This is a genomic window from Enterobacter cloacae complex sp. S2 (assembly GCF_015159675.1).
Taxonomy (GTDB): domain Bacteria; phylum Pseudomonadota; class Gammaproteobacteria; order Enterobacterales; family Enterobacteriaceae; genus Enterobacter; species Enterobacter intestinihominis.
In genome coordinates, this window is record NZ_JADDTS010000015.1 from 46,239 (window position 1) to 61,519 (window position 15,281).

The 15,281-nt window shown below is 56.6% G+C and carries 16 protein-coding genes and 1 other annotated feature; of the genes, 14 read left to right on the plus strand and 2 right to left on the minus strand.

All coding sequences use genetic code 11. The annotated features are described in order from the left end of the window. Window positions 1-76: 76 nt before the first annotated feature. The 7 genes from yidA to IPZ49_RS07950 all read left to right on the plus strand — a co-directional run bounded on the left by yidA (window position 77) and on the right by IPZ49_RS07950 (window position 7,162). On the plus strand, window positions 77-889 hold the full coding sequence (gene yidA / locus IPZ49_RS07920; protein WP_023305134.1) for a sugar-phosphatase: 813 nt from the start codon (window positions 77-79) through the stop codon (window positions 887-889). Between the two features lie 226 nt (window positions 890-1,115). After that, a complete protein-coding gene (dgoR, locus tag IPZ49_RS07925) occupies window positions 1,116-1,805 on the plus strand; it encodes a D-galactonate utilization transcriptional regulator DgoR (protein WP_003861109.1) in 690 nt (229 codons plus the stop codon). Then, on the plus strand, window positions 1,802-2,680 hold the full coding sequence (locus IPZ49_RS07930; protein ID WP_022646534.1) for a 2-dehydro-3-deoxygalactonokinase: 879 nt from the start codon (window positions 1,802-1,804) through the stop codon (window positions 2,678-2,680). The genes dgoR and IPZ49_RS07930 overlap by 4 nt, the downstream gene beginning before the upstream one ends. Then, window positions 2,664-3,281, plus strand: coding sequence for a 2-dehydro-3-deoxy-6-phosphogalactonate aldolase (locus IPZ49_RS07935; protein ID WP_023305135.1), 618 nt, complete (start codon window positions 2,664-2,666; stop codon window positions 3,279-3,281). Before IPZ49_RS07930 ends, IPZ49_RS07935 begins: the two co-directional genes overlap by 17 nt. Continuing rightward, window positions 3,278-4,426 (plus strand): galactonate dehydratase, encoded by a 1,149-nt coding sequence (gene dgoD, locus IPZ49_RS07940; RefSeq protein WP_023305136.1) that lies wholly within the window; start codon window positions 3,278-3,280, stop codon window positions 4,424-4,426. The genes IPZ49_RS07935 and dgoD overlap by 4 nt, the downstream gene beginning before the upstream one ends. 117 nt (window positions 4,427-4,543) lie before the next feature. Next, window positions 4,544-5,881, plus strand: a complete 1,338-nt coding sequence (locus IPZ49_RS07945; protein WP_161956936.1) for an MFS transporter — start codon at window positions 4,544-4,546, stop codon at window positions 5,879-5,881. 51 nt (window positions 5,882-5,932) lie between these two features. Then, a complete protein-coding gene (locus IPZ49_RS07950; RefSeq protein WP_074143153.1) occupies window positions 5,933-7,162 on the plus strand; it encodes a DUF3748 domain-containing protein in 1,230 nt (409 codons plus the stop codon). Here the strand turns inward: IPZ49_RS07950 and IPZ49_RS07955 are convergent. Beyond that, complete coding sequence (locus IPZ49_RS07955; RefSeq protein WP_032622035.1) at window positions 7,159-7,491, minus strand: YceK/YidQ family lipoprotein; 333 nt, start codon at window positions 7,489-7,491, stop codon at window positions 7,159-7,161. The genes IPZ49_RS07950 and IPZ49_RS07955 overlap by 4 nt on opposite strands. A 247-nt stretch (window positions 7,492-7,738) precedes the next feature. After that, window positions 7,739-7,813, plus strand: a sequence feature (ROSE (Repression Of Heat Shock gene Expression) occurs in the 5'-region of heat shock genes and acts as an RNA thermometer to modulate expression.). Between IPZ49_RS07955 and ibpA the strand changes: the two genes are divergently transcribed. The 3 genes from ibpA to IPZ49_RS07970 all read left to right on the plus strand — a co-directional run bounded on the left by ibpA (window position 7,807) and on the right by IPZ49_RS07970 (window position 10,616). Continuing rightward, entirely contained in the window at window positions 7,807-8,217 is a 411-nt protein-coding gene (gene ibpA, locus IPZ49_RS07960; RefSeq protein ID WP_003861094.1) for a small heat shock chaperone IbpA, read from the plus strand. Its footprint overlaps the feature before it by 7 nt. A gap of 136 nt (window positions 8,218-8,353) precedes the next feature. Further along, window positions 8,354-8,782 (plus strand): small heat shock chaperone IbpB, encoded by a 429-nt coding sequence (gene ibpB / locus IPZ49_RS07965; RefSeq protein WP_022646539.1) that lies wholly within the window; start codon window positions 8,354-8,356, stop codon window positions 8,780-8,782. A gap of 172 nt (window positions 8,783-8,954) precedes the next feature. Further along, entirely contained in the window at window positions 8,955-10,616 is a 1,662-nt protein-coding gene (locus tag IPZ49_RS07970) for a putative transporter (RefSeq protein ID WP_063147016.1), read from the plus strand. Here the strand turns inward: IPZ49_RS07970 and IPZ49_RS07975 are convergent. Continuing rightward, on the minus strand, window positions 10,584-11,330 hold the full coding sequence (locus tag IPZ49_RS07975; RefSeq protein ID WP_022646541.1) for a GntR family transcriptional regulator: 747 nt from the start codon (window positions 11,328-11,330) through the stop codon (window positions 10,584-10,586). The genes IPZ49_RS07970 and IPZ49_RS07975 overlap by 33 nt on opposite strands. Before the next feature lie 221 nt (window positions 11,331-11,551). On the opposite strand from IPZ49_RS07975, the gene IPZ49_RS07980 reads away from it, so the two are divergent. From IPZ49_RS07980 to IPZ49_RS07995, 4 genes are all read left to right on the plus strand, one after another. Continuing rightward, on the plus strand, window positions 11,552-13,174 hold the full coding sequence (locus IPZ49_RS07980; RefSeq protein WP_063147017.1) for an alpha-glucoside-specific PTS transporter subunit IIBC: 1,623 nt from the start codon (window positions 11,552-11,554) through the stop codon (window positions 13,172-13,174). Further along, a complete protein-coding gene (locus IPZ49_RS07985; RefSeq protein WP_038414984.1) occupies window positions 13,171-14,493 on the plus strand; it encodes a 6-phospho-alpha-glucosidase in 1,323 nt (440 codons plus the stop codon). Before IPZ49_RS07980 ends, IPZ49_RS07985 begins: the two co-directional genes overlap by 4 nt. A gap of 92 nt (window positions 14,494-14,585) precedes the next feature. Then, a complete protein-coding gene (locus IPZ49_RS07990) occupies window positions 14,586-14,933 on the plus strand; it encodes a YidH family protein (RefSeq protein WP_003861080.1) in 348 nt (115 codons plus the stop codon). Continuing rightward, window positions 14,923-15,270 (plus strand): DUF202 domain-containing protein, encoded by a 348-nt coding sequence (locus IPZ49_RS07995; protein WP_022646545.1) that lies wholly within the window; start codon window positions 14,923-14,925, stop codon window positions 15,268-15,270. Before IPZ49_RS07990 ends, IPZ49_RS07995 begins: the two co-directional genes overlap by 11 nt. The last annotated feature ends 11 nt before the right edge of the window (window positions 15,271-15,281 follow it).

Consider the following 15,281-nt stretch of genomic DNA (forward strand, 5'->3'; position numbering starts at 1 on the left):
GTTACGCAAGGTAGCTCTATTTTTGTGTGCTTAATCGCGTTAGCATGAAATAGCACTCATTTATCCCGGGGACCTCATGGCTATCAAACTCATTGCAATCGATATGGACGGCACGCTGCTGCTGCCAGACCACACTATCTCTCCTGCCGTTAAAAATGCGATCGCCGCCGCACGCGAAAAAGGCGTGAACGTGGTGCTCACCACCGGACGCCCGTATGCCGGGGTGCACAGCTACCTGAAAGAGCTGCACATGAATCAGCCTGGCGATTACTGCATCACCTATAACGGCGCTCTGGTGCAAAAGGCAGCCGATGGCAGCACGGTGGCGCAAACTGCACTGAGCTATGATGACTACCGTTTCCTGGAAAAGCTCTCCCGCGAAGTGGGCTCTCACTTCCACGCGCTCGATCGCAATACGCTTTACACCGCCAACCGTGATATCAGCTACTACACGGTGCACGAGTCCTACGTTGCAACCATTCCACTGGTGTTCTGCGAAGCGGAAAACATGGACCCGGCAACCCAGTTCCTGAAAGTGATGATGATTGATGAACCTGCGGTTCTCGACAAAGCCATCTCACGCATTCCGGCTGAGGTAAAAGAGAAATACACCGTGCTGAAAAGTGCGCCGTACTTCCTCGAAATCCTTGATAAACGCGTCAATAAAGGCACGGGCGTCAAATCGCTTGCCGATGCGCTGGGCATCAAGCCTGAGGAGATCATGGCGCTGGGCGACCAGGAAAACGATATTGCGATGATCGAATATGCAGGCATGGGCGTGGCGATGGATAACGCGATCCCATCGGTGAAAGAAGTGGCGAACTTCGTCACCAAATCTAACCTGGAAGACGGCGTGGCTTATGCGATTGAGAAATTTGTCCTGTCCTAACAGCTGTCTGTAATCATCAGCCTCGGTTATCAACCGGGGCTTTTTTTGGCGCTGAATTTATCGAATTGTTCTTTTTGTGATCTGGATTGTAGTACAACATTAACTGATTGTACTACATTGTCACCACGGCAAAGGCGAAAGGACTCACGTTTGTACTGCAAAAGTGAGGCGAAATTCAGCGGTCGCGGTAAAGTAGTGATGGACTTACAGAGCACAAGGACTCTCCATGACACTCAATAAAACCGATCGCATTGTCATCACGCTGGGCACTCAGATTGTGGGTGGCAAATACGTTCCCGGTTCGCCGCTGCCAGCAGAGGCGGAACTGTGCGAGGAGTTTGAAACCTCGCGCAACATCATCCGGGAAGTGTTCCGCTCGCTGATGGCGAAGCGGCTGATTGAAATGAAGCGCTATCGCGGCGCGTTTGTTGCGCCGCGTAACCAGTGGAACTACCTCGATACCGATGTTCTGCAATGGGTACTGGAAAATGACTACGACCCACGGCTTATCGGCGCGATGAGCGAAGTCCGAAATCTGGTGGAACCGGCCATCGCCCGCTGGGCGGCAGAGCGCGCAACGTCAGGTGACCTGGCACAGATTGAGTCGGCGTTAAACGACATGATCGCCAATAACCAGAATCGGGAGGCGTTCAACGAGGCGGACATTCGCTACCACGAGGCGGTATTGCAGTCGGTGCATAACCCGGTGTTACAACAGCTTAGCGTGGCGATCAGCTCGCTACAGCGAGCAGTTTTTGAACGTACCTGGATGGGCGATGAGGCCAACATGCCGAAAACGCTTCAGGAACATAAAGCGCTGTTCGATGCGATACGGCATCAGGACGGCGATGCGGCAGAGCAGGCGGCACTGACCATGATCGCCAGCTCGACACGAAGGTTGAAGGAAATCACATGACATCACGCTACATCGCAATTGACTGGGGATCGACCAATCTGCGCGCCTGGCTCTACCAGGGGGAGCAGTGTCTGGAAAGCAGGCAATCAGAAGCAGGTGTGACGCGCCTGAACGGTAAATCCCCCGAAGCGGTGTTAGCAGAGGTGACACAAAACTGGCGCGACGGTACTACGCCAGTGGTGATGGCCGGAATGGTCGGCAGTAACGTGGGCTGGAAGGTTGCGCCTTACCTGTCGGTTCCGGTGCATTTCACCGCCGTTGGCGAGCAGTTAACGTCCGTTGGCGACAATGTCTGGATTATTCCCGGTTTATGCGTCTCTCGCGACGATAACCATAACGTGATGCGCGGCGAAGAGACGCAGCTGCTCGGGGCGCGCACCCTTTCTCCTTCTTCTGTCTACGTCATGCCCGGGACGCACTGCAAATGGGTCCAGGCGGATGCTGAGCAAATTCATGATTTCCGCACGGTGATGACCGGCGAACTGCACCACTTGCTGCTTAAGCATTCGCTGGTGGGGGCCGGTTTGCCGGAGCAAACCCCTTCGCCGGAAGCGTTTGCCGCCGGGCTTGAGCGCGGGATCGCATCCCCTGCCGTTTTGCCGCAACTTTTTGAGGTTCGCGCCTCGCACGTGCTGGGAAATCTTCCGCGCGAGCAGGTCAGCGAATTTCTGTCCGGCCTGCTGATTGGCGCCGAAGTCGCCACCCTGAGCGACGCATTCGCCGGGCAGCAGGCCATCACGCTCGTCGCGGGTTCATCGCTGACGTCTCGTTACCGCCAGGCGTTCCACGCTATCGGACGGGATGTTGCTGCGGTGGAAGGCGACACGGCATTTCAGGCAGGCATAAGGAGCATCGCTCATGCAGTGGCAAACTGAACTTCCCCTGATCGCGATTTTGCGCGGTATCACGCCCGGTGAGGCCTTAGCGCACGTTGGCGCGGTGATCGACGCCGGGTTCGACGCGGTGGAAATCCCGCTCAACTCCCCGGAATGGGAAAAAAGCATTCCGGCAGTTGTTAAGGCGTTCGGTGATAAGGCGCTGATTGGCGCTGGTACCGTATTACAGCCGGAGCAGGTGGATGAGCTGGCGAAGATGGGCTGCAAGCTTATCGTCACACCGAATATCAACCCCGAGGTGATCCGCCGGGCGGTGGATTACGGCATGACCGTATGTCCGGGCTGCGCCACGGCCACAGAAGCCTTTTCCGCCCTCGATGCGGGCGCACAGTCTCTCAAAATTTTCCCGTCGTCGGCCTTTGGTCCGGATTACATCAAAGCGCTGAAAGCGGTCTTACCCGCCAGCGTGCCGGTCTTTGCCGTGGGCGGCGTCACGCCGGAAAACCTGGTGCAGTGGATAAAAGCAGGTTGTGCGGGCGCGGGGCTGGGCAGCGATCTCTATCGTGCCGGACAGCCCGTTGAGCGTACCGCACAGCAGGCGGCAGCATTTGTGAAAGCGTATCGAGAGGCAGTGCAATGAAAATAACCAAACTTACCACGTACCGTTTACCCCCGCGTTGGATGTTCCTGAAAATCGAAACCGACGAAGGCGTGGTTGGCTGGGGCGAGCCGGTGATTGAAGGCCGTGCGCGTACGGTTGAAGCCGCGGTTCACGAGCTGGGTGAATACCTGATTGGCCAGGATCCGGCGCGCATCAACGACCTGTGGCAGGTCATGTACCGGGCGGGATTTTACCGTGGCGGTCCGATCCTGATGAGCGCCATCGCCGGTATCGATCAGGCGCTGTGGGATATCAAAGGCAAAGTGCTGAATGCCCCGGTCTGGCAATTAATGGGCGGCTTGGTGCGAGACAAAATCAAAGCCTACAGCTGGGTGGGCGGTGACCGCCCTGCGGAAGTGATCGACGGTATCCGGCAGCTGCGCAACATCGGTTTTGACACCTTCAAACTCAACGGCTGCGAAGAGATGGGCGTTATCGACAACTCGCGCGCGGTAGACCGGGCGGTGAACACCGTGGCGCAAATCCGCGAGGCTTTCGGCAACGAGATTGAGTTTGGCCTGGATTTCCACGGCCGCGTCAGCGCGCCAATGGCCAAAGTGCTGATTAAAGAGCTGGAGCTGTATCGCCCGCTGTTTATTGAAGAGCCTGTTCTGGCCGAGCAGGCGGAATACTATCCAAAACTGGCTGAACAGACGCACATTCCCATCGCGGCGGGGGAGCGTATGTTCTCGCGCTTCGAGTTTAAGCGCGTGCTGGAAGCGGGCGGCATTGCGATCCTGCAACCGGACCTCTCCCACGCGGGTGGCATCACCGAATGCTACAAAATTGCCGGCATGGCAGAAGCCTACGATGTGGCGCTGGCACCGCACTGTCCGCTTGGGCCGATTGCGCTGGCAGCCTGTCTGCATGTGGACTTCGTCTCCCGTAATGCAGTGTTCCAGGAACAAAGCATGGGCATTCACTATAACAAGGGCGCGGAGCTGCTCGACTTTGTGAAAAACAAAGAAGACTTCAGCATGGAAGGTGGTTTCTTTAAACCGTTAACGAAGCCGGGCCTTGGCGTGGAGATCGACGAAGCCAAAGTCATTGAGCTGAGTAAAAGTGCGCCGGACTGGCGTAACCCACTGTGGCGTCATGAAGACGGTTCCGTAGCCGAGTGGTAAATCGCCGGATGGCGCTACGCTTATCCGGCCTACTCTCTCGTAGGCCCGGTAAGCGAAGCGCCACCGGGCAAAAAAAACGTACATAGAAAAAATATAACCCTCTGTAAATTACAGGGCATGGTGAGCGGCTTCGCTATGCCCAAAATCTGGAGACAGATTGCGATGGATATTCCAGTTACTGCTGCAAAAACCGGGCGTCGTCGTTACCTGACGCTGATCATGATCTTTATTACCGTGGTCATTTGCTATGTAGACCGCGCCAACCTCGCCGTGGCCTCGGCCCATATTCAGGAAGAGTTTGGCATCACCAAAGCGGAAATGGGCTACGTCTTCTCGGCGTTTGCCTGGCTGTATACGCTCTGCCAGATCCCCGGCGGCTGGTTCCTTGACCGCGTGGGGTCACGTCTGACCTACTTTATCGCTATTTTGGGCTGGTCCGTGGCGACCCTGTTCCAGGGCTTCGCCACCGGGCTGATGTCGCTGATAGGCCTGCGCGCCATCACCGGGGTGTTTGAAGCGCCCGCGTTCCCGACCAACAACCGCATGGTGACCAGCTGGTTCCCTGAACACGAACGCGCTTCCGCTGTTGGTTTTTACACCTCCGGGCAGTTTGTTGGTCTGGCGTTTCTGACGCCGCTGTTAATCTGGATCCAGGAGCTGCTGAGCTGGCACTGGGTGTTCATCGTCACCGGCGGGATCGGCATTATCTGGTCGTTAATCTGGTTTAAGGTCTATCAGCCGCCGCGTCTGACCAAAAACATCACCAAAGCCGAACTGGACTACATCCGCGACGGCGGCGGTCTGGTGGACGGCGATGCGCCAGTGAAAAAAGAGGCGCGCCAGCCGCTGACCAGAGCGGACTGGAAGCTGGTCTTCCACCGTAAGCTGGTGGGCGTATATCTGGGCCAGTTCGCGGTGACCTCCACGCTGTGGTTCTTCCTCACCTGGTTCCCGAACTATCTGACCCAGGAAAAAGGGATAACCGCGCTGAAGGCGGGCTTTATGACCACCGTACCCTTCCTTGCGGCGTTTTTCGGCGTGCTGCTCTCGGGCTGGCTGGCGGATAAGCTGGTGAAAAAAGGCTTCTCACTGGGCGTTGCGCGTAAAACGCCGATTATCTGCGGACTGCTGATCTCTACCTGCATCATGGGAGCGAACTACACCAACGATCCAGTGTGGATCATGACCCTGATGGCGGTAGCGTTCTTCGGGAACGGTTTTGCCTCCATCACCTGGTCGCTGGTGTCGTCCCTGGCACCGATGCGGCTGATTGGCCTGACCGGTGGCGTGTTTAACTTCGTTGGCGGCCTGGGCGGGATCACCGTGCCGCTGGTCATCGGTTACCTGGCGCAGGACTACGGCTTTGGTCCGGCTCTGGTGTATATCTCTGCCGTGGCGCTGATCGGCGCGCTCTCCTACATCCTGCTGGTAGGTGACGTGAAACGAGTAGGCTAATCCCTTCGGATGTTTTACCCTGATGCGATAACCGCGCATCAGGGTATTTTCATGAAACAAATCACCTTCGCTTCCCGCAACCACCAGCTCACCAACATCAACATCTGGACGCCAGACAGCCAGTGGCTTGTCTATGATGTCCGCCCGTCCGGCGCGTCGTTTACCGGTAAAACCATTGAGCGGGTCAATGTCATTACGGGCGAGGTTGAGGTGATCTACCGTGCGACTGACGGCGCGCATGTCGGCGTGGTGACCGTTCATCCTGCCGAGGAGAAATATGTTTTTATCCACGGCCCGAAAAACCCGGATGCAGACTGGCAGTATGATTTTCACCATCGTCAGGGAGTGATTGCGCACAACGGCCAGGTGAGCAATCTTGATGCGATGGATATCACCGCGTCTTACACGGCGGGGGCGCTGCGTGGCGGCAGCCACGTTCACGTTTTTAGCCCGAACGGGCAGTTCGTCAGCTTTACCTACAACGACCATGTACTGCACGCGCGCGATCCGCAGCTGGATTTGCGTAACGTCGGGGTGGCGGCGCCTTTTGGTCCGGTAAACCCACAGGGGAACCATCCGCGGGAATATGCCGGAACCTTCTGGAGCGTACTGGTAAGCCGGACAACGCCGAACCCGCAACCGGGCAGCGATGAGATTAACCGCGCCTATGAAGAGGGCTGGGTGGGCAACGACAGGCTGGCGTTTATCGGCGATACGGTGTCTGCGAAAGGCGAGAAAGTGCCCGAACTGTTTATTGTGGACCTTCCCAAGGACGAGCAGGGCTGGAAACGGGCGGGCGATGCGCCGTTGCAGGGGACGCCGGATACAATGCCCGCGCCGCCTGCGGGCGTCATGCAACGCCGCCTTACCTTCACCCATCAGAAGGCGTATCCGGGGCTGGTGAACGTGCCGCGCCACTGGGTGCGCAGCAATCCACAGGGGACGCAGATTGCGTTTTTAATGCGGGACGATAACGGCATTGTGCAGCTGTGGCTTATCTCCCCTGAAGGCGGTGAGCCGCGTCAGTTGACCCACGCTGAGAGCGATATTCAGTCTGCCTTTAACTGGCATCCTTCCGGCAACGGGCTGGGATTTGTGCTTGCAGGCCGCATTGCCTGCTGCGATGCGCAGACCGGAAAGGTGACGTTTTTGACGTCCGATCATGGCAACCCGCCGTCTGCTGACGCTGTGGTGTTTTCCCCGGACGGACGTTTTATTGCGTGGATGGAAGAGAAGGACGGTTTCCGCCAGCTGTGGCTAACGGAAACCGCACAGAATTAGCGCGGGGTCATCTCTGCGGGTGGGATGACGGAGTTAGTCGCCAGCGTCTCCTGCTCGCTTTTCTCAACGCGCGAACGCACTGAGCTGTCGGTGCGGAACATATCCCACGGCAGCAGAAGCGTATCGGCAACCGCCGTAAACGGCATATCAAGAATCGCCAGAGATTTGGTACCCCAGTTTGTCTCATCATCAGAGATCATGGCGGCACTGGCGCGCGTCCCCGGATATGTTCCTTCTTTACCGCCGGTGTGCGACATCACGCTCGAACACCCGCAAAGTAAAACAACCCCGCTGAACGTCGCCAGCTTAATCAGAACATTTCTCATCATTACTCAGTCATCATTAGTAGCACGGCATTGACCTGCAACTCAGGGTTATAGCGAGGCGCGTCCAAAATGGATAGCTCAAAACTCCCGCACTGTGGTCGCCATCGCAATTTAACCCTTTGTGCTGTGCCCCTGAGTCTATGCGACAACCAGCAAAGTGCAAAAAAATCTCACATCAACAGGCTTGAAAAGGCCGTATCCAGACCCATTTTAAGAATGTAACCCGATAACGGACACGCCTGATGGGTGTTCGGGGAAGCAGAAGCCTGTCCATGGTGGAAGGCTACATTTTCTCGCTGATTCCAGGAGTTTTTATCTATGCGTAATTTCGATCTCTCTCCGCTATACCGTTCTGCCATTGGTTTTGATCGTCTGTTCAACCACTTAGAAAACAACCAGAGCCAGAGCAACGGCTATCCTCCTTACAACGTTGAATTGGTTGACGAAAACCACTATCGCATTGCGATTGCTGTCGCCGGTTTCGCAGAGAGCGAACTGGAGATCACCGCGCAGGACAATCTGCTGGTGGTGAAAGGCTCCCATGCGGGCGAGCAGAAAGAACGAACCTACCTCTACCAGGGCATCGCAGAGCGCAACTTTGAACGCAAGTTCCAGCTGGCTGAGAACATCCACGTCAAGGGCGCGAACCTGGTGAACGGCCTGCTGTTTATCGAGCTGGAACGTGTGATTCCGGAAGAGAAAAAACCGCGTCGTATCGAAATCAATTAATTAAGCGGGTCGCGGCTGCGGCCCACCTGAAATTGCTTGCCGTAAAGGGAGCATATGCGAATCCGTAAGGGTTTGCAGGTACAACTGCGCACAAAAATAAACTGTGCCGAACTCGCTTCTCAGAAGGAGATTTAGTATGCGTAACTATGATTTTTCCCCCCTGCTGCGTCAGTGGATCGGTTTTGACAAACTGGCTAACGCGCTGCAAAGCGCAACCGAACAGCAGACGTTTCCGCCGTACAACATCGAAAAAAGCGATGATAACCACTACCGCATCACGCTTGCGCTGGCCGGGTTTCGTCAGGAAGATCTCGACATCCAGCTTGAGGGTACGCGCCTGACCGTTAAAGGGTCACCGGAAAAACCAGACACCGAGACCAAATGGTTGCATCAGGGGCTTGTCACTCAGCCGTTTAGCCTGAGCTTTACCCTGGCAGACCATATGGAAGTTTCTGGCGCGACGTTCACTAACGGCCTGCTGAATATTGACCTCACCCGTAACGTGCCGGAAGCTATCGCGCCGCAGCGCATCGCCATTAGCGACAGGCCGGCGTTAAACAGTTAACAAACCCGCCGAAACTGTAGGTCGGGTTAGGCGCAGCCGCCACCCGACAACGCTCACAGACCGCACAAGGCCCTGCCCCGGCAGGGCTTTTTTGTGCGCCATCGCCCATACAACCGCCGCCAGCTCTGAGAGAATCCTTGATATAACTAAGGTTATGCACAGGATGTGGAACATGAGTGATATCGCGTTAACCGTCAGCGTGTTGGCCCTTGTCGCGGTAGTGGGGCTATGGCTGGGGAATATCAAAATCCGCGGCGTCGGGTTTGGGATTGGCGGAGTGCTTTTCGGCGGGATTTTTGTCGGCCATTTTGCCGACCAGCTTGGGTGGGTGCTCAGCGCCGATATGCTGCATTTCATCCAGGAGTTCGGCCTGATCCTCTTTGTGTATACCATCGGTATTCAGGTGGGGCCGGGCTTCTTCGCTTCCCTGCGCGTCTCCGGTTTACGCCTTAATCTCTTTGCCTTCGGCATCGTCGTGATGGGTGGGCTGGTCACCGCCATTCTGCACAAACTCTTCGCTATTCCGCTGCCCGTCGTGCTGGGCATCTTCTCCGGCGCCGTAACCAACACGCCCGCGCTCGGGGCGGGCCAGCAAATTCTGCGCGATCTGGATATCCCTGCTGATGTCGTCGATCAGATGGGGATGAGCTACGCCATGGCCTATCCGTTTGGCATTTGCGGTATTTTGCTCTCCATGTGGCTGGTGCGCGTGCTGTTCCGCATTAACGTCGAGCAGGAGGCGAAAGAGCATGAAAGCACGCTGACCAACGGCCATGCGCTTATTAAAACCATCAACATTCGCGTCGAAAACCCCAACCTGAATAATATGGCGATACAGGATGTCCCCATTCTGAACAGCGCGACCATTATCTGTTCACGCCTGAAACGTGACGACACGCTGATGGTGCCTTCACCTGACACACTCATTCAGCACGGCGATCTCCTGCATCTGGTAGGGCAACCGGCGGATTTAAACAATGCCCGGCTGGTGATTGGTCAGGAGGTGGATACCTCGCTCTCAACCCGTGGAACGGACATGCGCGTGGAGCGCGTGGTAGTGACCAATGAGAAGGTCCTGGGCAAGAAAATACGCGATTTGCAGGTTAAAGAGCGTTATGACGTGGTGATCTCCCGGCTTAACCGCGCCGGTGTCGAGCTGGTGGCCAGCCAGGATGCCAGCCTGCAATTCGGTGATATTCTCAACCTCGTCGGGCGTCCTTCATCTATTGATGCCGTAGCGAACATGGTGGGCAACGCCCAGCAAAAACTCCAGCAGGTGCAGATGCTGCCGGTCTTTATCGGCGTCGGGCTTGGCGTCATGCTTGGCTCCATCCCCCTGTACGTGCCCGGCTTCCCGGTAGCCATGAAGCTGGGGCTGGCAGGCGGGCCGCTCATTATGGCGCTGATCCTCGGGCGTATCGGCTCCATCGGTAAGCTCTACTGGTTTATGCCGCCGAGCGCTAACCTGGCGCTGCGGGAGTTGGGCATCGTGCTGTTTCTGGCGGTGGTGGGGCTGAAATCCGGCGGCGATTTTGTCGATACTCTGGTGAACGGCGAAGGGATGAGCTGGGTAGGCTATGGCATATTCATTACCGCCATCCCGCTGATAACGGTCGGATTACTGGCGCGTATGTTCGCTAAAATGAACTATCTCACGCTGTGCGGCATGCTGGCCGGTTCCATGACCGATCCGCCCGCGCTGGCGTTCGCCAATAACCTGCACGCCACCAGCGGCGCGGCGGCGTTGTCCTACGCCACGGTCTATCCGCTGGTGATGTTTTTGCGCATTATCACCCCGCAACTACTGGCGGTGCTGTTCTGGGGGATGGGCTAATAAGTCTTCCGGGTGGATACGCCGCAGATGGTAGTCCACCTGGTAATCGCTGGTGTTCCGGAACATCACGGAATAGTTGAGGAACTCGCCGCTGTCGCTGTAGGAAAGAGAGGTGATGCGCAGCAGCGGCGTTTGTTCCGGCAGATTCATATAACCGGCCAGCTGTTTATCTGCCAGCACTGGCGTCAGGCTCTCGTAGTTGCCGCTAATGGTGATCCCGCACTCCTTCTCGATGTAATCAAATTTAGACCCTTCGAGATGCGCCAGGGAAAGATTGCGGAACAGCTTCACCGGCATAAAGCTGTCCTCCAGCATCAGCGGTTTTCCGTCCACGTAACGTACCCGCCTTGAAAAATAGATCCGCTCATCAACCTGAATCCGCAACTGGCTGGCGATGGCGGGCGGCGCGGGCATCACTTCAAACTGCAACACCTTGCTCTGCACTTCTTTCCCCTGCTGGCGCAGTACCTCCACCAGCCCGGTCAGGTTAGTCGTTTCATGATGAACGTCTTTGCGCGCCACGAACGTCCCGCTGCCGTGTCGACGTTCAACCAGCCCCCAGCTTACCAGCAGATCCAATGCCTTGCGGATGGTCATCCGGGCTACGCCAAACTCCTTTGCCAGCGCTTTTTCGCCGGGTAACGGGCTGCCAATGTTGTAGTCCGACGAATTGAGCCGTAGCCGCAATCTGTCGGCAATAGATTTGTAGATCACCTGTAGACCTCTGCTCGCCCGTTATGGCGTGGATTACGTCTTAACTTGTCCATATTTGCTATCAAAAGTAGACCTGATTGGTCAAATTAAAACCATGAATGCGATCACGAATCGCAGCGGCACGCCATGTTCCCGCATCAGTAACTTCTTATGCTCACCTCAGGCCAGTAAAAAATCATAAAGGCCTCTACCCCTACAGGTTGTTTCATGAGGATTTAAAAATGCTCAGTCAAATACAACGTTTTGGCGGCGCCATGTTCACCCCGGTTTTACTGTTTCCCTTTGCCGGGATCGTGGTCGGGATCGCCATCATGCTTCGCAACCCGCTGTTTGTCGGCGAAGCTTTAACGGCCCCCGATCATCTGTTCGCGCAGATTGTTCACATCATCGAAGAGGGCGGCTGGGCGGTGTTCCGCAATATGCCGCTGATTTTTGCTGTCGGCTTACCGATTGGCCTGGCAAAGCAGGCGCAGGGCCGCGCTTGTCTGGCAGTGCTGATTAGCTTTCTGACCTGGAACTACTTTATCAACGCAATGGGGATGACCTGGGGTCACTTCTTTGGCGTCGACTTCTCTGCTGAACCCACTGCTGGCAGCGGGCTGGCGATGATTGCCGGAATCAAAACGCTTGATACCAGCATCATCGGGGCGATTATCATTTCCGGGCTCGTCACCGCCATCCACAACCGATTTTTCGACAAGCCGTTGCCAGTCTTCCTGGGGATTTTCCAGGGTACCTCGTTTGTCGTTATCCTCGCGTTCTTCGTGATGATCCCCTGCGCCTGGCTGACGCTGCTGGGCTGGCCGAAAGTGCAGATGGGCATTGAGTCCCTGCAGGCGTTCCTGCGCTCTGCCGGTGCGCTCGGCGTATGGGTCTATACCTTCCTGGAACGCATTCTGATCCCAACCGGATTGCACCACTTTGTCTACGGCCCGTTTATCTTCGGCCCGGCGGCGGTAGAGGGCGGCATTCAGGTCTACTGGGCGCAGCACCTGCAGGAATTCAGCCAGAGCACTGTGCCGCTAAAAACACTGTTCCCTGAAGGCGGCTTCGCCCTGCACGGCAATTCGAAAGTGTTTGGCTCGGTCGGGATTGCGCTGGCGATCTGGTACACCGCGTCGCCGGAAAACCGCGTCAAGGTTGCGGGGCTGCTGGTTCCGGCCACGCTTACCGCCGTGCTGGTGGGTATTACCGAACCGCTGGAGTTCACCTTCCTGTTTATCTCGCCGTTGCTGTTTGCTATCCACGCCGTGCTGGCCGCAACGATGGCGACGGTGATGTATACCTTCGGGGTAGTGGGGAACATGGGGGGCGGTCTGCTGGACCAGTTCCTGCCGCAAAACTGGATCCCGATGTTCCATAACCACGCCTCGACGGTATTCACCCAGATTGGCATCGGCCTCTGCTTCACCGCTCTCTATTTCGTGGTCTTCAGGACGCTTATCGAACGTCTGAATCTGAAAACGCCGGGCCGGGAAGAGAGCGAAATCAAGCTCTACAGCAAGGCCGACTATAAGGCGGCGCGTGGGCAAACCACCGCCCCGGCAGCAGCCAGCCAGCAGGTCGGACAGGCCGCTGGGTTCTTACAGGCGCTCGGCGGCGCAGCAAATATCGAAAGTATCAATAACTGCGCCACCCGCCTGCGTATCGCCCTGGTGGATATGACGAAAACCCAAAGCGACGACGTCTTCAAAGCCCTGGGCGCACACGGTGTGGTGCGACGCGGCAACGGCATTCAGGTGATTGTCGGTCTGCACGTTCCTCAGGTGCGCGACCAGCTGGAATCGCTGATGAAAACCTCTTTAACAAACGAACAAACCACTCTGACAGAGGCTATATCATGAAAAAATTCTCAGTTGTTATTGCAGGCGGCGGCAGTACATTCACGCCTGGTATCGTCCTGATGCTGTTAGCCAACCGTGACCGTTTCCCGCTGCGTGCGCTGAAGTTCTATGACAATGACGGAGCACGTCAGGAGGTTATCGCCGAGGCGTGCAAAATCATCCTCAGGGAGCAGGCGCCTGAGATTGAATTTAGTTACACCACCGATCCGAAAGCAGCCTTTACCGATGTGGATTTCGTGATGGCGCATATTCGCGTGGGCAAATACCCGATGCGTGAAAAAGATGAAAAAATCCCGCTGCGCCACGGCGTGCTGGGCCAGGAAACGTGCGGGCCGGGCGGCATCTCCTACGGCATGCGCTCCATCGGCGGCGTGCTTGAGCTGGTAGATTATATGGAGCAGTACTCCCCGAACGCGTGGATGCTGAACTACTCCAACCCGGCGGCGATTGTCGCGGAAGCCACGCGCCGCCTGCGTCCGAACGCTAAAATCCTCAACATCTGCGACATGCCGATCGGCATTGAAGGCCGTATGGCGCAAATCGTCGGCCTGAAAGACCGCAAAGAGATGCGCGTGCGCTACTACGGTCTGAACCACTTCGGCTGGTGGACGTCGATTGAAGATCTGAACGGAAACGATCTGATGCCGAAACTGCGCGAATACGTGGCGAAAAACGGTTATGTTCCGCCTTCGGAAGATGCGCATACTGAAGCGAGCTGGAACGATACCTTCGCCAAGGCCAAAGACGTACAGGCGCTGGATCCGGACACCATGCCGAACACCTACCTGAAGTATTACCTGTTCCCGGACTATGTGGTCGCCCATTCCAACCCGGAGCGTACCCGCGCCAATGAAGTGATGGATCACCGTGAGAAGCATGTATTCAGTTCATGCCGGGCGATTATCGAAGCCGGTCATTCTTCTGCCGGTGAACTGGAAATCGACGAACATGCATCGTACATCGTCGATCTGGCGACCGCGATTGCCTTTAATACCCAGGAACGCATGTTGCTGATTGTGCCTAACAATGGGGCTATCCATAATTTTGACGCCGACGCGATGGTAGAAATTCCGTGTCTGGTCGGCCACAACGGACCGGAGCCGCTAACCGTGGGTGATATTCCGCACTTCCAGAAAGGGCTCATGAGCCAGCAGGTGGCGGTGGAAAAACTGGTGGTGGACGCCTGGGAGCAGCGCTCGTATCAGAAACTCTGGCAGGCGATTACCCTGTCGAAAACCGTACCGAGCGCATCGGTGGCGAAGGCGATTCTGGACGATCTGATTGAAGCTAATAAGGATTACTGGCCAGAGCTGCACTAATCTTTCTGACCGGCATCGCCAGATGCCGGTCTCCTTGTCCTGGCTGAATTACGCTATGCTGAAGCCTGCATGCTGCACGACAAGGAACCTTCATGAACATTTCCCGCCTCGGTGAAGCGCCGGACTACCGCTTCTCACTGGCTAACGAACGCACGTTCTTAGCGTGGATCCGCACCGCCCTGGGCTTTCTGGCCGCAGGCGTCGGCCTTGATCAGCTCGCCCCCGATTTTGCCACTCCGTTGATTCGCGAAGTGCTGGCCCTGCTGCTGTGCCTGATTGCCGGCGTGCTGGCGATTTATGGCTATCTGCGCTGGCTGAGAAATGAAAAAGCGATGCGTCTGAAGCAGGATCTCCCCTACACGCGCGGTTTGCTCATCATCAGTACGATTTTGCTGATGGTTGCGGGCGTAGTGATGTTACTGGTGCTGTATGCCGGATAGCCGCAAAGCGCGGCGGGAAGCGGACCCCGGGCTTCAGCCGGAGAGAACCTCGCTGGCCTGGCTGCGCACGCTGCTGGGGTATGGTGCGTTGATCGCGCTTGCCATTAAGCACAACTGGCACCGCACGGGGGCGCCATTCTGGATCTCCATTGTTGTGCTGGCGCTGGTAGCCATCATTTTATGGCGCTACACCCGCAGCCGTAACCTGATGGACGTGGCGCAGAGCGACTTTGTACAGCCGAAGGCGGTGCGGGATAAGTTCCTTATCGCCCTGGCCGTGCTGTCGCTGTCACTGCTGTTTGCGGTCACCCACATTCAACAAATTTTGCACCTGTAGGCCGGGTAAGG

What these genes read in the sequence shown, in the direction of transcription:
- IPZ49_RS07970 (WP_063147016.1), top strand. Translation starts at nt 8,955, where the DNA reads ATGAGTGATATCGCGTTAACCGTCAGCGTGTTGGCCCTTGTCGCGGTA.
- dgoR (WP_003861109.1), top strand. Translation starts at nt 1,116, where the DNA reads ATGACACTCAATAAAACCGATCGCATTGTCATCACGCTGGGCACTCAG.
- IPZ49_RS07935 (WP_023305135.1), top strand. Translation starts at nt 2,664, where the DNA reads ATGCAGTGGCAAACTGAACTTCCCCTGATCGCGATTTTGCGCGGTATC.
- IPZ49_RS07930 (WP_022646534.1), top strand. Translation starts at nt 1,802, where the DNA reads ATGACATCACGCTACATCGCAATTGACTGGGGATCGACCAATCTGCGC.
- dgoD (WP_023305136.1), top strand. Translation starts at nt 3,278, where the DNA reads ATGAAAATAACCAAACTTACCACGTACCGTTTACCCCCGCGTTGGATG.
- IPZ49_RS07990 (WP_003861080.1), top strand. Translation starts at nt 14,586, where the DNA reads ATGAACATTTCCCGCCTCGGTGAAGCGCCGGACTACCGCTTCTCACTG.
- IPZ49_RS07985 (WP_038414984.1), top strand. Translation starts at nt 13,171, where the DNA reads ATGAAAAAATTCTCAGTTGTTATTGCAGGCGGCGGCAGTACATTCACG.
- ibpA (WP_003861094.1), top strand. Translation starts at nt 7,807, where the DNA reads ATGCGTAATTTCGATCTCTCTCCGCTATACCGTTCTGCCATTGGTTTT.
- IPZ49_RS07980 (WP_063147017.1), top strand. Translation starts at nt 11,552, where the DNA reads ATGCTCAGTCAAATACAACGTTTTGGCGGCGCCATGTTCACCCCGGTT.
- yidA (WP_023305134.1), top strand. Translation starts at nt 77, where the DNA reads ATGGCTATCAAACTCATTGCAATCGATATGGACGGCACGCTGCTGCTG.
- IPZ49_RS07955 (WP_032622035.1), bottom strand. Translation starts at nt 7,491, where the DNA reads ATGATGAGAAATGTTCTGATTAAGCTGGCGACGTTCAGCGGGGTTGTT.
- ibpB (WP_022646539.1), top strand. Translation starts at nt 8,354, where the DNA reads ATGCGTAACTATGATTTTTCCCCCCTGCTGCGTCAGTGGATCGGTTTT.
- IPZ49_RS07945 (WP_161956936.1), top strand. Translation starts at nt 4,544, where the DNA reads ATGGTGAGCGGCTTCGCTATGCCCAAAATCTGGAGACAGATTGCGATG.
- IPZ49_RS07950 (WP_074143153.1), top strand. Translation starts at nt 5,933, where the DNA reads ATGAAACAAATCACCTTCGCTTCCCGCAACCACCAGCTCACCAACATC.
- IPZ49_RS07995 (WP_022646545.1), top strand. Translation starts at nt 14,923, where the DNA reads ATGCCGGATAGCCGCAAAGCGCGGCGGGAAGCGGACCCCGGGCTTCAG.